This is a genomic window from Romboutsia weinsteinii (assembly GCF_002250835.2).
In the GTDB taxonomy this organism is placed as follows: domain Bacteria; phylum Bacillota; class Clostridia; order Peptostreptococcales; family Peptostreptococcaceae; genus Romboutsia_A; species Romboutsia_A weinsteinii.
In genome coordinates, this window is record NZ_NOJY02000002.1 from 184,210 (window position 1) to 198,546 (window position 14,337).

Annotated in this window: 14 protein-coding genes and 1 tRNA gene; 7 read left to right on the plus strand and 8 right to left on the minus strand. The window is 28.3% G+C overall.

Going from position 1 to position 14,337, the window contains the following annotated elements; all coding sequences use genetic code 11:
* Positions 1-46 precede the first annotated feature (46 nt).
* Both CHL78_RS01880 and CHL78_RS01885 read right to left on the minus strand, forming a co-directional pair.
* Positions 47-697: a Dph6-related ATP pyrophosphatase gene (locus CHL78_RS01880; protein WP_116041169.1), complete on the minus strand. Its 651-nt coding sequence runs from the start codon at positions 695-697 to the stop codon at positions 47-49.
* A 30-nt stretch (positions 698-727) separates the two neighbouring features.
* Entirely contained in the window at positions 728-1,156 is a 429-nt protein-coding gene (locus tag CHL78_RS01885; RefSeq protein WP_116041171.1) for a DMT family transporter, read from the minus strand.
* Positions 1,157-1,309: 153 nt separating this feature from the next.
* Between CHL78_RS01885 and CHL78_RS01890 the strand changes: the two genes are divergently transcribed.
* Both CHL78_RS01890 and CHL78_RS01895 read left to right on the plus strand, forming a co-directional pair.
* Positions 1,310-1,495: a hypothetical protein gene (locus CHL78_RS01890; protein ID WP_094367630.1), complete on the plus strand. Its 186-nt coding sequence runs from the start codon at positions 1,310-1,312 to the stop codon at positions 1,493-1,495.
* Positions 1,496-1,679: 184 nt separating this feature from the next.
* Positions 1,680-2,225, plus strand: a complete 546-nt coding sequence (locus CHL78_RS01895) for a DUF308 domain-containing protein (RefSeq protein WP_094367629.1) — start codon at positions 1,680-1,682, stop codon at positions 2,223-2,225.
* A gap of 129 nt (positions 2,226-2,354) precedes the next feature.
* Here the strand turns inward: CHL78_RS01895 and CHL78_RS01900 are convergent, their stop codons facing one another.
* Positions 2,355-3,989, minus strand: coding sequence for a VanW family protein (locus CHL78_RS01900; protein WP_094367628.1), 1,635 nt, complete (start codon positions 3,987-3,989; stop codon positions 2,355-2,357).
* Between the two features lie 155 nt (positions 3,990-4,144).
* Between CHL78_RS01900 and CHL78_RS01905 the strand changes: the two genes are divergently transcribed.
* Complete coding sequence (locus CHL78_RS01905) at positions 4,145-5,083, plus strand: TIGR01212 family radical SAM protein (RefSeq protein WP_094367627.1); 939 nt, start codon at positions 4,145-4,147, stop codon at positions 5,081-5,083.
* A gap of 106 nt (positions 5,084-5,189) precedes the next feature.
* On the opposite strand, the gene CHL78_RS01910 is transcribed toward CHL78_RS01905, so the two are convergent.
* Complete coding sequence (locus CHL78_RS01910; RefSeq protein ID WP_094367626.1) at positions 5,190-6,116, minus strand: DMT family transporter; 927 nt, start codon at positions 6,114-6,116, stop codon at positions 5,190-5,192.
* 252 nt (positions 6,117-6,368) lie between these two features.
* On the opposite strand from CHL78_RS01910, the gene CHL78_RS01915 reads away from it, so the two are divergent.
* Complete coding sequence (locus CHL78_RS01915) at positions 6,369-7,754, plus strand: sigma-54 interaction domain-containing protein (RefSeq protein WP_094367625.1); 1,386 nt, start codon at positions 6,369-6,371, stop codon at positions 7,752-7,754.
* Between the two features lie 201 nt (positions 7,755-7,955).
* Positions 7,956-8,543 (plus strand): zinc dependent phospholipase C family protein, encoded by a 588-nt coding sequence (locus CHL78_RS01920; protein ID WP_094367624.1) that lies wholly within the window; start codon positions 7,956-7,958, stop codon positions 8,541-8,543.
* 17 nt (positions 8,544-8,560) lie between these two features.
* On the opposite strand, the gene CHL78_RS01925 is transcribed toward CHL78_RS01920, so the two are convergent.
* From CHL78_RS01925 to CHL78_RS01935, 3 genes are all read right to left on the minus strand, one after another.
* Entirely contained in the window at positions 8,561-9,346 is a 786-nt protein-coding gene (locus CHL78_RS01925; protein WP_094367623.1) for an HAD family hydrolase, read from the minus strand.
* A gap of 11 nt (positions 9,347-9,357) precedes the next feature.
* Positions 9,358-10,593: a competence/damage-inducible protein A gene (locus CHL78_RS01930; RefSeq protein WP_094367622.1), complete on the minus strand. Its 1,236-nt coding sequence runs from the start codon at positions 10,591-10,593 to the stop codon at positions 9,358-9,360.
* A gap of 94 nt (positions 10,594-10,687) precedes the next feature.
* Positions 10,688-10,761: transfer RNA gene (locus CHL78_RS01935), tRNA-Cys, on the minus strand.
* A gap of 245 nt (positions 10,762-11,006) precedes the next feature.
* Between CHL78_RS01935 and CHL78_RS01940 the strand changes: the two genes are divergently transcribed.
* The gene (locus CHL78_RS01940) at positions 11,007-11,903 is read left to right on the plus strand and encodes a D-alanine--D-alanine ligase (RefSeq protein ID WP_094367632.1); all 897 of its coding nucleotides are present in this window, start codon (positions 11,007-11,009) and stop codon (positions 11,901-11,903) included.
* A 21-nt stretch (positions 11,904-11,924) separates the two neighbouring features.
* Positions 11,925-13,376 (plus strand): aminotransferase-like domain-containing protein, encoded by a 1,452-nt coding sequence (locus tag CHL78_RS01945; RefSeq protein WP_094367621.1) that lies wholly within the window; start codon positions 11,925-11,927, stop codon positions 13,374-13,376.
* A 32-nt stretch (positions 13,377-13,408) separates the two neighbouring features.
* Here CHL78_RS01945 and CHL78_RS01950 read toward each other — a convergent pair whose 3' ends face one another.
* Positions 13,409-14,194 (minus strand): sugar phosphate isomerase/epimerase family protein, encoded by a 786-nt coding sequence (locus CHL78_RS01950; protein WP_094367620.1) that lies wholly within the window; start codon positions 14,192-14,194, stop codon positions 13,409-13,411.
* Positions 14,195-14,337: the final 143 nt, after the last annotated feature.

Genomic DNA, 14,337 nt, shown 5'->3' on the forward strand with positions numbered 1-14,337 from the left:
TAAAATATTTATATTTTAAGACCTTTTTATTTAACATATGTACTTTTTATAATATTTCTAAGTGACCATATCCATGATCTAATACTATTTTCTTAACATCAAATTCTATAGGACTTTTAAATAAAGGACCATCAACAACAAATGTATGATATTCTCCATTTTCTCCACAAGGGTCAGATCCAGTCTTTTTTATATCCTCTACAACATCTTTAGTAAGCTTTTTTCCTAAAAATTCTTCACCCATAAAACTTAAATTTACTTTTTTTATTATGGTTGTAAATCCGCTATCTATAAATTCATGTACTAAGCTTTCTCTATCTTCTTGCCATAGTGGGAATTCATAATCTAAGTCAGCATTTGTGCATCTATCTATACCCCACTTTTTGTGATCTTCTATATCTATATCGCCATATGCACAAATACTAGCACCCATAGATTTAGCTTCCTTTAATACTTCCTCAAATCTTTTCTCATATTCACAAACATCGCACTCTACTTTAAGTAATGGTATATTTAAACTTTTACTGACTCTTTGAAGCATATCATCACTTAAACCGTGAGTCCAAGATTCATCTTCGTTCTTCTTTATTGTTGTAAGTATTGCAACTGGATTATACCCTCTATTAATCATTCTATATAATGCAAGTGTGCTATCCTTACCTCCACTAAATGACATTACAAAATTTTTGTTATTCATATATGCCTCCATAATTTTATTCTTTAGTATTTAGTTTACTATAAAAAAAGTTCCTATAACTAATAAAATTGCACCTATAAATTTATATAAATGTATGGTTTCTTGTCCAATAATCACGCTATCAATAAAGAACCCTACTAATATCTGAGAGATAACTATTAAAGTCAATGTATTAGACACTCCAAGATTAGGAATTGCCTTCACTGTAAAGTAGATAATACATCCTCCAAATATTCCACCTATCAATAACTTCGGATTTATAGGGCCAACATTTATAAGTTCCTTAAAATCTCCAGAAACTAATATACTTATTAAAAAAAATATAGCTCCAACTACTAAACTTATAAATGTAGCAATTAATGCTGTTGTATTTCTCTCAAGTTCTCCATTTATAAAAGCTTCTAGTGCAGTCGATATGCCAGCTAGCATTGCAAACATTATAGCTCCTATTTGAGACACCTTCATCCCCCCTCTATTACTCATTAATAAAGGGTATGATACAACATGTACATTAATTACTTAAATATTTTTTAATTTAATTAGTAAAATTTATACAATAGGGCAAAATTAAAGTAAATAGTTTATATATTTATATTATAAAGGAGATATTTTATGAAAAAAACCATAACTTTATTATTAATGCTATCATTTTTATTTGTAGGCGATGTAATAAATTTTGTAAATGCTTCGAGTAATACCTCTGAAGTATCAAGTTTTTCCGATAATAAGTCTAGAGCAATACAAAAATCTAACCAGAGAATAGAGCGTAAAGGTTCATCTAATGGATCACTTAAATAATAATAATAATAATAATATCTAAGGTCATATAATAGATTTAATGTAATTATAGCTTTTGTAAGTTGTATTTATATTAAAAATAATTTATAATGACCTTTTTCTTTTTGTTAATCTATTTAATACTCCTTATTTTTTTGCTATAATTACATTAATTTAATACATATTTTTAATTTGAGGTGAGATAATGTTTCAATATTTTAATTTTAACTTTAACGAATTAAACAAAAAAGAAAATTCAACTAGATTTATTTTTATAGGGTCTTTACTACTTATTTTAGGTATCTTTTCACTATTGTATAAGAACCTTGGTATTAAGATAGTATCTTGGAGTTTAGGCGTAGCTTTATTATGTTTAGCTTATCTAAATCTAAAAAATATTAATGAACTTAAAAGATACGCTCCTAAGGAAGAAATAGCACCTATAAAACGTAACCAAACTATACTATTGATAGTAATAGCATTACTATTTTTATTTCCTAAAGGAATTCAAAGCTTTATGTCCTCTATTTTAGGGATTTACTTAGTAGTTTCTCAAATACTTAGAATTATTAAAAGCAAAGACAATCCATACTATAAGTTAGGATTATGGAATGTGATTGAGTTTATATTTGGATTAATATTAATCGGATCTCCTTTATTCTTATCTAAATTTATATCTTCAATTATTTCTTTCTTAATAATAGCTATGGGACTTTATCTATTCTCTCTTGGAAATAGACTTAGAGGTTAATTATTCTTCAGTATGTAATTTAATCTTATAATATGTTTATATTTATCAAGTAAAAAGCCTATAGGTTTAACCATAGGCTTTTATTTACAATCAAAGGTAAATTTGTTAAATATATATCATTTAATAGATTTATCTATATACACTTGTATCTATATGCTTTTCAAATACTTTTTTTCCATCTTTGTCATAGCCATAAAGATAAGTATTTGCGCTATTTCCGCTAGCATATCCTTTTGCCTCATAACTTATTCCTTTTTTTGCATCCTTATTTGACCAAATTTCAATAGTTAGTTTTCCACCGGATGTATTAGTATTTAATACCAATGGATAATCGTAAGTATTTTTAAATTTATAATCTATAAGTCCACTTGCTAATGTAGCATCTAATCCTCTTGGTACATAACTTACTGCCTTTGAGTGGTTTCTTCTTTCTGTTGGAAGTATTCCTGCTATCAAAGTTGTATTGTATAAAGTTGAAGACACCTGACACACTCCTCCTCCAACTCCATTTTGAAGTTCTCCATTAACTATTACAGGTGCATAAGTATATCCATTATTTAATTCTACTGGTCCTACTGACTTCTCATATGAGAATTCTTCGCCTGGCATAAGAATCATATCATCTAGCTTCTTAGCTGCATTTTCTACATTACTACCTCTTCCGCCACCTGATCCATATGTAGTTGAGTAAGTTGACATCTTAGTATCTACTGATTTTAAGTCATTTATATTCATTGTTGGTTTATCATCTTCATAAACGGCTGCTATTGATACATTATCATCTAAAGTTTCTACTTTATTTGTAAATCCTTTAATTTTTTTTATTAAATCATTTTCATTTAATTTCTTTCCATCCTTGCCTACTTCTAACTTTATATCATCTCCGTTAATTATAACTTTCGGATTTTCATGTAACTTATTAGTTTCTTTTGATATATCATCCATCAATTTATTTATTTTTTCTTTATCTACAGATATATCAAACCCATATTTAACTTCATTGCTATTTAATATTATCATAAATTTTTCAAATATATTTTTTTCTTTTCCATAGTTCATTATTTTTTGCTCTAAGCCATTAATATTATAATCTTCAACTAAATCTGATATTTTTATATCGTATTTTTTAGAGCTAGCTTTTATATACATAGTATTTTTTTCTATTTTAGATGATATTGATTTTATCTCTTTATTTAACTCTTCTTTATCCATTTTTGATAAGTCAACTCCACAAAGACTAGCTCCTGGATATACTTTGTTCTTATATGCTGATGTTGTTACTGCAACTACCAAAACAAATATAGCAAGCATGCCTCCAATAATTAAAGCAATTTTCTTAATATTTTTAGTACTTTTTATTTTATTATTATCCTCAACATTATAATCTACTAGATGTACTGTATCATCTTCAAGTTCAGTATGTTGCTGTTCATCTAATGGTTCATTCTCTTTTATATTATTCATTTCTATTGTTTCTTTATCAACATCTATTTGCGCTATTTGTTCTTCGTTAGCATTCTTTGACTTGTTATCGTCTACTATTTTTTTATTACATTGTGATGAAGATATATCACCTAAAATACTTTCATCTACCGACTTATCATCACTTGCATCAGAGGTATCGTTACATTCTTTAGCTTGTACCTCTTCATCCCTATCTTTACTTATATCTTTATTATTTACATCACCGCCACTACTATACACGTCTATCTCCTCATTACTGTCATTATTAGTTCCAGTAGCCCCATCTTTTTCTTTATCCATAAATAGTATCCCCCTTCAAAAATTCATGTTAATAAATTCTATTAAACTTATGGATATATATTCTAAAATGTAACCTTTGTAACTTATTTGTATATCTAAATTATTTATGTTAATATATCTTTGTATATAATAACTATTAGAAATAGGTGATGATATTGACAAAATTTAAATATGCCTTTGATAATAAAAGGTATCATACATGGAACTACTATCTTAGAAATGCATTTGGAGAAAAAGTTTTTAAGGTATCTATAAATGCAGGGTTCACTTGTCCAAATATTGATGGAAAAGTAGCTTATGGAGGATGTACTTATTGTAGTAAGGAAGGTTCTGGAGATTTTGCTGGTAACCCTAAGGATGACCTTATAAACCAATTTACCGAAATAAAGGCCATGATGCATAAAAAATGGCCGCAAGCAAAATATTTAGGTTATTTCCAAGCATACACAAATACTTATGCCCCTCTTGAGGTACTGAAAGAAAAATATGAGACAGTGCTAGAACTTGAAGATGTTATAGGTCTTTCTATATCCACAAGACCCGATTGTCTTCCTGATGATGTGGTAGATTATCTTGCTGAACTTAATGAAAGAACAAACTTATGGGTTGAACTTGGTCTTCAAACTATTCACGACTCTACTTCAAAACTTATAAATAGAGGACATGATTATCAAACATTTCTTGATGGATTAAAGAAGCTTCAAGATAGAAATATTAAAGTTATAGTACACATTATAAATGGCCTTCCTGGTGAAGATTATAATATGATGATGGAAACTGCAAAAGCTGTATCCAATCTTGGAGTTGATGGAATAAAAATACATCTACTACATGTAATAAAGGATACTCCTATGGAAAGAATGCTTCAAAAGGGTATGTTAAAACTAATGACTCAAGATGAGTACGTAAATCTAGTGTGTGATCAACTTGAGATATTGCCAGAAACTATGATAGTTCATAGACTTACTGGAGATGGAAAAAGAGATGAACTTGTAGGTCCTATATGGAGCTTAAAGAAATGGGAAGTATTAAATCAAATAGATGATACATTAAAATCTCGTAATTCTTATCAGGGAGTTAAATTTAATAAATAGTAAAAGTGTGATATTTAGATAGATGCATATCTATCTAAATATCACACTTTTTATATAAAAATTAACACTTAAGTATATTTAGTTTAAAGATAGTATCATACATTACTTATACAATTTCTACTTTAGAATTTCTTTCTATATAGTTATGCTCATCATTATTTCCTCTTAATACAATAACTGTGGACGCTACCATTAGAAGTACTCCAAGTAGTTTTATTATAGAAAAATCTTCTCCGATTATTGTCCATCCGATAATTACAGATACCACAAGTTCAACTGATGCAACAATACCTACTACTGATAACTCAACACCTTTAGATATTCCACCTGTATAAAATATATACGCAAGTGCAGATGGTAATACTCCAAGCATAATCATAGCCCCTAAGAGCTTCATATCCCCTACATAAGCTAATATTTCAAGTGGTTTAGCTGATGGTATCATAACTATAGCACCGAATAAGAATCCATAAATTAATATTGTTATACTAGAGTTTTCTTTCAAGGCTGTTTTACTTATTATAGGCATAAGCGCATAAGTTATAGCAGACAGCACACCTATAGTTAATCCTAAGATACTAATTCCTGTTAGCTCTAGTTTTCCTCCCGTAACAGCTAACAACGCGCCTATAAAACATACTACTAATGAAACAATCTTATTTTTTGTTAACTCTTCTTTATAAATTAATCTAGAAAAAATCGCTAAAAATAAAGGTGATGTATATAGAAGTACAGCTGCCATAGACACACCTAACTTATTAATTGCGTTAAAGTAGAATAAATTAAAAGCTGCCTGGCATAAAATACCTATTATAATAGAATACATAATTCCTTTTTTACTTATACTTAGTAGCTCTCTATTTTTAATTCCACAATAAATTACTAACACTAAGCATCCTAAGAAAAGCCTAATAAATGCTACTTGTTCTGGCGCTACACCAGCTGACATGATAGTGTTTCCAAACAGTCCTATCGTTGACCACGCTAATCCGGCAATAAAAATACTAACATATCCTTTTTTTATTTCGTTCATAACACACTTCCTTATTAAATTATATTTAATTTTATATAAGCAATTTCCATGCCAGCATTATTATTCTTATAATTATACTAGTTCCAACACTTTGATACTTTATATTTTTATTTTTATTCTTTTTAAGTTGAATTTGACTCAAAACCATATTATACTCAAGTTACATTTGACTTAAATACAATATAAATCTTAATTACTGTTTGATATTAAGTTAATTATGACTTATATAAATTGTTTACGGAGGACTAATTCATGATTCATGATATTGAATTTTATAAAAAAGTATTAGAAACTTCACATGATGAAATATGTGTTATAGATAAAAATAGTACAATAATTTATTGCAATAAATCTTTTGAAGAAAATTATGGGATAAAAAGAGATGATATCATAGGCAAAAATGTTTCCTACTTGATGGAATCTGGATATGCTACCCAAAGCCCCATACAAAAGGTTATAGATACTAAGTCCCAAATATCTTTAGAACAAGAAACAAGTACCGGAAAAAAGCTAATAATTACTGCTACACCAAGATTTGATGAGGACAATCAAATTGAATTTATAGTAGAAAACTGCCGGGATATTACAGAACTAATTAATATAAAAAATAAATTAGAAGATACTAAAAAACAAGTTAAGAAGTACAAACATGAGGTGGAAAGCTTATATCGAACTACTCTCAAACAAGAGGATAATATAATAATGAATGGAAGTGTCATGAAGCCTATTATGCACATGGCAAATCAAATCTCTAAAACTGATGTTGTAGTTCTTCTTTTAGGTGAATCTGGTACTGGTAAAAGCTCTTTAGCCAGGCATATACACCATAAAAGTAATAGATCTAAAGGACCTTTTATAACTATTAATTGTTCTACAATCTCCCCTCACTTACTAGAGTCAGAACTTTTTGGCTATGCTCCTGGTGCTTTTACTGGAGCTAATTCAAAAGGTAAAATCGGTCTAGTTGAACTAGCAAATGAAGGAACTTTATTTTTGGATGAAATTGGAGAACTTCCTAAAGATCTTCAAGTTAGATTTTTGCAATTTATTCAAGATAAAACATTCACACCTGTTGGGGCTATAAGAGAAAAGAAGGTTGATGTTAGAATCATATCCGCTACTAATGTTAACCTACTAGAAAAAGTACATAAAAAAAAATTTAGGGAGGATTTATATTATAGATTAAATGTAGTTCAGCTAAAACTTCCTCCATTAAGAAATAGAAATGAGAATCTAGTAGAACTTATAAAATACTACTTTAATAAATATTCAAGAGATTTTAATTTCAATAAAACAATTTCTCCCGAAGCAATAGATGTTATATCTAAATACAACTTTCCTGGTAATATAAGAGAGTTACAAAATATAATACAAAGTATTTTAATCACTTGTAGTTTTAATCATATTACTACTAAAGATTTACCTAACTTATTATTTTCAAATATGAATATGGATGATTTTTACACTAACAACAATGAGTACAATCAAGGCTTTGATGTAATGATGGATGAATATGAAAAGAATATAATACTTACAACATACAATAAGTATAGAAGCTCTTATAAAGTTGCAAAAGAGCTTAAAATATCTCAGTCTAGAGCTAGCAGACTTATAAGAAAATATACCAGTGATTACTAATATAAGTTCAATATAGAAAAATAATACTTACAATATATCAATTAACAAATTTTACATATTGTAAATAGTTGTTTTTATTGCTACTATTAAACTGATTTGAATTATTTATTTAATAATGGGAATAAATAATTTATATGTATAATCTACCATATTTTAATAATTTACTTAATTTAGATTAATTAAGTTTTAAGAGGTGTAAATATGTTAATGAGTACTCACTTTACAATAGCAAAATCAGTAATTGACAACATAGATCCTACTAAATCATTTTTTTTTAGTGAAAATAATTTTATTTACGGTAATCTAAAGCCTGATGCTGTATCTAAGTATTTTTTAGAAAAACACTATCTTGATGAATCTTATGATATGATAAAATCTAAAATAGAGTACTTATGTAATCTTACTTTGGATGATATTTCTAAATATTTTTCAGTTAGTAAAATAAGCCAAGAGCTAGGCGTAATATGCCATTTTTTATGTGATTTTTTCTGTGTCGCTCATAGCCAACGCTGGAAACTTAACCACAGCATGAGTAAGCACATAATTTATGAAAAAGAGCTTCATATTGCTGCTAAAAATACAAATTTATCTAAGTTTAAAGGAGATGTTATATCAGAAGGTTGTTTTGATACATTCTTTAATAAACTTTATCAAGAATATATAACTAGCATTGGATGTAAGAATGACTTATTATTTTCTACATATATATGTAATAGTGTAGTGAATCATATTTTAGATTGCATTCTTTTAAACACTGCAAATTCTTATACTTTAATAAATTGTGGATAATAAAAATGGTGTTGAAGTTAACATTCAACACCATTAATTTTTTCTATAATTTTTATTACTTCACTTACACTTTTAGAAGTATAATTTGAACTTTTTTTAACATCCTCTCTTGCACCTTCCATTGCAAAACTATATTTAATATTTTCAAGCATATTTATATCATTTGGAGAGTCCCCAATTGTGGCAATTTCATCTTCTGATACATTTAGTAGAGTACATACATACTCTATACCCTTTATTTTTGATACATCTTTATGTACAAGGTTTAAAGTATTTGAACTAGAAAAATAAATATCTAAAACTTCATTAAATTCACTTTTTAGGTATAGCTCTATTCGATTTAGCTCTTTTACATCTTCTGATACAACTCCGATATTACCGACTAAATTATCAAATCTATCTCTAGTTACAAATTTTTTATCTATTATTACGTCAGTACTATATATATTAAAAGCATCTGTATCTTCTGGTATAACAATTTTTCCATCATATTTAAAATATAAATGTGCATTATTAGATTCAAATCTATTAATTACTTTTTTTACTAAATTATCATCTATTGTTTTCTTAAAAACCATATCACCATCTTTATTGTGTATAAATGCACCATTTTCACATATATAGTATCCATCTAAATCAAAACTATCTTCTACCATCTTATATGCCTGCTTAAATATACGACCTGTTGCTACATGGAACTTAACGCCTTGTTCTTCTATTCTTTCTATGGCTCTAGAATCTTCCTCACTAATTCCACCATGGTATAAAGTACCATCTAAGTCACAAAATATATGTCTAATCATTTATGACCTCCTTAAATATTTATTAACTCTACTCTTAAGTCATTTAATAAATTCTTAGTAGTTGCTAATCTTACTCTAGCTCTATCTCCACTAAGATTATATTTTTTTACCATTGTTTTTCCATTTATATATATACCAACATATACTAAGCCAACTGGTTTTTCATCAGTACCACCTTCTGGACCTGCAATTCCTGTAGTAGATAAACCAATATTTGTATTTAGCATCTTAGATACCCCTTCAGCCATTTCTCTAGCTGTTTCTTCACTTACTGCTCCATAAGTTTCTAGTGTATCCTTTTTCACACCTAATCTTTTCATTTTTGCTTCATTTGAATAAGTAACACAACCTTCCATAAATACTTGAGATATTCCTGGATAGTTGATTAGAGATGAAGATACCATACCTCCTGTACAAGACTCAGCTACTGCTATTGTTAACTTCTTTTCTACTAATAATTTTGCAACTACTTCTTCTAATGTAGTTTCTCCTTCACCATAAATAAAATCACCCACTCTAGACTTTATTTCATTTAAAACAGGATCTATTAATAATTCAGCTTCCTCTTCAGTCTTTGCCTTAGCTGTAATTCTTAATATAGCCTCCATTTCTTTCGCATATGGTGCAACAGTTGGATTAGTTTGCTTATTTATTATATCGATTACTTCAGATTCTAATGTAGACTCACCTATTCCAAATGTTCTTATTGTCTTTGATAATAAAATATCATCTGTTAAACTTAGTAAGTATGGTTTTACTGACTTATCAAACATTAATTTCATTTCTCTTGGAGGTCCTGGTAGTACAATTATTATTTTATTATCCTTATTAAATATAGCCCCTGGAGCTGTTCCATTATTATTTTCAAGGATTATAGCCTCTTTGGGAAAATATGCCTGCTTTTTATTATTTGCAGTAGCTACTCTACCTAGTCTTTCAAAATATTTTTGTATCTTATCCCAAGAAGGCTCATGCAACTCAAGCTTTTGGTTAAAGAATTTTGCCGCAACTTCTTTAGTTATATCATCATTGGTCGGTCCAAGGCCTCCAGTGGCAATCACTATATCACTTCTTTTTAAACTTTCTTCAAAGCAACCTAGAAGTCTATTTTCATTATCACCTACAGTTCCTTGGTAATATACATCTATTCCAAGACTCGCTAATTCTTGTGCAAGGTATTGAGAATTAGTATTTACTATATCACCTAATAGTATTTCTGTTCCTACACTTAGTATCTCTGCTTTCATAATTTCACCCTTTCTAGCTATAATTTTTTCATTTTTATATAATTAATGTAATTAATACAAAAAAAGCTTAGCAAATGCTAAGCTTTTTTATTATTGGAGGCGGCACCCAGATTTGAACTGAGGATCAAGGAGTTGCAGTCCACTGCCTTACCACTTGGCTATGCCGCCTTGTTTTATAAGTAAATTATAGTACAGTTTCATATAGATATCTACTATTTTTTAGAAAAACTTTTTTTAAAATTTAATTATAAAAACCACAACTATCAAAAACTCTCTCCTTAGTGGTACTTTCAAGTACTTATATTTTTACATATACTTAAATTACAAATATAAAAATCCTAAACCAGTGTAATTTCAAGTTATTGATTGCAAAGGTTAATTAAAATATAAAATATATTGGAGTGATAATTATGATGAAAGTTGCAGTTATAATGGGTGGTATATCTTCTGAGAGAGACGTTTCACTTAATTCAGGTAGAGAAGTTTATAATAACCTTAATAGAAATAAATATGAAGTTATAAAAATAGTGATAGATAATAAAAAAGATGTTTTTACTAAGATAACTGATGATATAGATTTTGCATTTATAGTACTACATGGTAAGTTTGGTGAAGATGGTTGTATACAGTCAGTACTAGAGGCTATGGATATACCTTATTCTGGTTGTGGTCCTTTAACAAGTGGATTGTGTATGGATAAAAATATTGCTAAAACTTTACTAAAGCAGGCTAACCTTCCTACTGCTGATTGGTTAGTAGTAAAATCAGTTGATGAAATAGATTATAATAAAATTGAAGAAATAGGATATCCTGTTTTTATAAAACCAAATAGTGGCGGTTCAAGTGTTGCTACATTCTTTGTACATTCTAAGGAAGAAGTATGTGAGGCAGTAAAAAAAGGTTTAGAATTCGATAATTGTGTTATGATCGAAAAATATATCCCTGGTGGAGAATATACTTCGTTCGTACTAAATGGAGAAGTCTTCCCTACTATATCAATAAAATCTCCAACAGAATTCTTTGATTATGAAGCTAAATATTCTTCAAATGGAGCTCATGAAGAAGTTGTTTACCTAGAAGAAGAACTTCAAAATAAAATAAACGAAATATCTAAGACTTGCTGGGATATTTTTAATTGCAAAGCATATGTAAGAGTTGATATTATAATAAGTAATAATGTACCTTATGTGCTTGAGTTAAATACTCTTCCAGGTATGACTCAAACTAGTTTAATTCCTAGAAGCGCAAAAGCTAATGGTGTAGATTTTAGTGAGCTATTAGATAAAATAATAGAATACTCTCTAAACTAAATTAAAATTAGAGGTGATGAGTTGTTATTTTCAAAACTAAATATAAATAATGATGAACCAATTTATATACAAATAAAAAATCATATCAGTACTATGATATCAAAGGGATTAATTCCTAATAATAGTAAGCTCCCTTCTTCAAGGGAGCTTAGTCAGTTGTTAGGAGTCAGCAGAAATTCTGTAATGCTTGCTTATGAGGAACTTAAAAGTGATGGTTTTATTTACTCTATATCTGGTAAGGGAACTTTTGCATCTTCTAATAATATATCTCCTAATTCCACTTGGCAGCTAAACTGGGATAGCTTTGAAAATGAGTATTCTAAGACTGCAAATAAATTAGATATTGTAAAAAATGAAATTACTTGGCAAAACAATTTAATCTCTTTTAAGAGTATTTCTCCAAATGGAGAGCTGTTTGACATAGATGAATTAAAAAAATCTTTTTTAAATAGAATTTCTTTAGAAGGTCATAAACTACTTAACTATGGCTATGCCCAAGGATATAAACCTCTTATAGACTATCTTCATGATTATATGAGTCTTAAGGGAGTTGATACATCTAATAAGGAAATATTAATTACTAATGGATTTACAGAGGGCTTAGACCTTATACTATCTTCCTTTATGAATCGTGGGGACTATATAATTTGTGAGAATCCTACTCACAATACAGCTATTAAAGTTATGAAGGCTATGGGTATAAATATTATAGGTGTAGATATTAATAAAGATGGCCTCGATTTTAATATGTTAAAAGAAAAGCTAAAGCTATATAAAGATAAAATAAAATTTGCTTATATTACTCCTTCTTATCATAACCCTACTGGTGTAGTAATGCCTCCAGAAAGTAGGTCTATATTTTACAATTTAATGAAGACATACAATATAGCAGTAATTGAGGATGGATTCAACGAAGAACTTCTCTACTCTAGTTCTCACATATTTCCTATCTGTTCTTTAGATAATCTAAATAATGGAGTTGTCTATATTGGAAGCTTTTCTAAAATATTATTTCCAGGTTTAAGAATAGGATGGATACTGGCAGATAAAAATGTAGTTAGTAAATTAGAAAGTGTTAAAAGATGTAGAAATATTCATGTGTCTTTCTTAGATCAAGGAATTCTTTATGATTATTTAAGTAATGGATGTTTTGAAAAATATATAAAAAAAATACGTAAATTCTATGGCGATAAATTCAATTTTGCTTACGACTGTGTAAAGAAATATATACCTTGTAACTATATACTTGGCGACGGTGGATTACACTTATTTATTAAACTAAAAAATATAGACTCTCGAAAACTACTCCTTAGGTGCTACGATAAGGGTGTAATATTTATGCCTGGTGATGTATTTTATGTTGATGATAAAGTCTATGATACATTAAGGCTTGGATTTTCAAGGATATCAATTGAGGATATAGAAAAAGGAATTAAAATAATAGGAGATACTATAAGAGAATTGAGTAATTAAAAATAGCCCAGGTTAAAACTTACTTGGGCTATTTATTTAACTTTGTTTCTTTTTTTAATAAAATTATTATTATTTAATATCTTCATAGATTCTTTTAGTTCGTTAATATCTATTATTTCTAAAGATATACTTACATCGTTTAATTTGCTATCAATATAATTTAGTATCTCTAGAACATCAATACTTCCATTAATAATCCCTAAATGACTATCTTTAGAAGCATCATTATTATGTATATGAAAATGGCCTATTCTATTCCCTAGTCCATCTATCCATTCTCTAACACTAAGATTAGAGTAAGCATTTATATGGCCAATATCTAGACATACAGAAAGATTTGGATTATTTACTTCATCAATCAAAGCCTTTATCCACTTATAATCTTCATCCAAAACATTCTCTATATGTATTGCTATACTTTCATCTTTATCTTTCATAAAGTCTTTCCAAAAGTTAGCCGAATTTCTTATCCATTCTTTTTCGTAATAGGTGTTTGGGGCATAACCGTTATGAAATACTATCTTCTTTGCTCCTAAATCTTTAGCTACCTGATAAGCTTGTTCAAATCTATAATTTGCCACCTGAGATATTAGTTTATCTCGACTTCCTGGTATCAAATCCGCATAAGGTCCGTGTAGCGATATTTCTATATTATCACATAAATTTCCAAGTTCATCTTTATATTCTTTTATATATTTTTCTTTATCATCTAAAATAAATGGGCTTGCAAATATAACAGCCTCAATTCCAACATCATACTCTTCTATAATCGGTAGAACAACTTTAGTTTCATTTAATTGCGAAATATAAATCTTCACAAGTATCTCCTTCCAAGCTAAAATTTTTCATATAACTTAATTCTATAACTCAATTAATCAATTTTCAACAAAATTATATTTATAAATACTTCTACTCTCTAATGTCCTAATGAGTTATAATATAAAGAGATTTCAAGAGTACA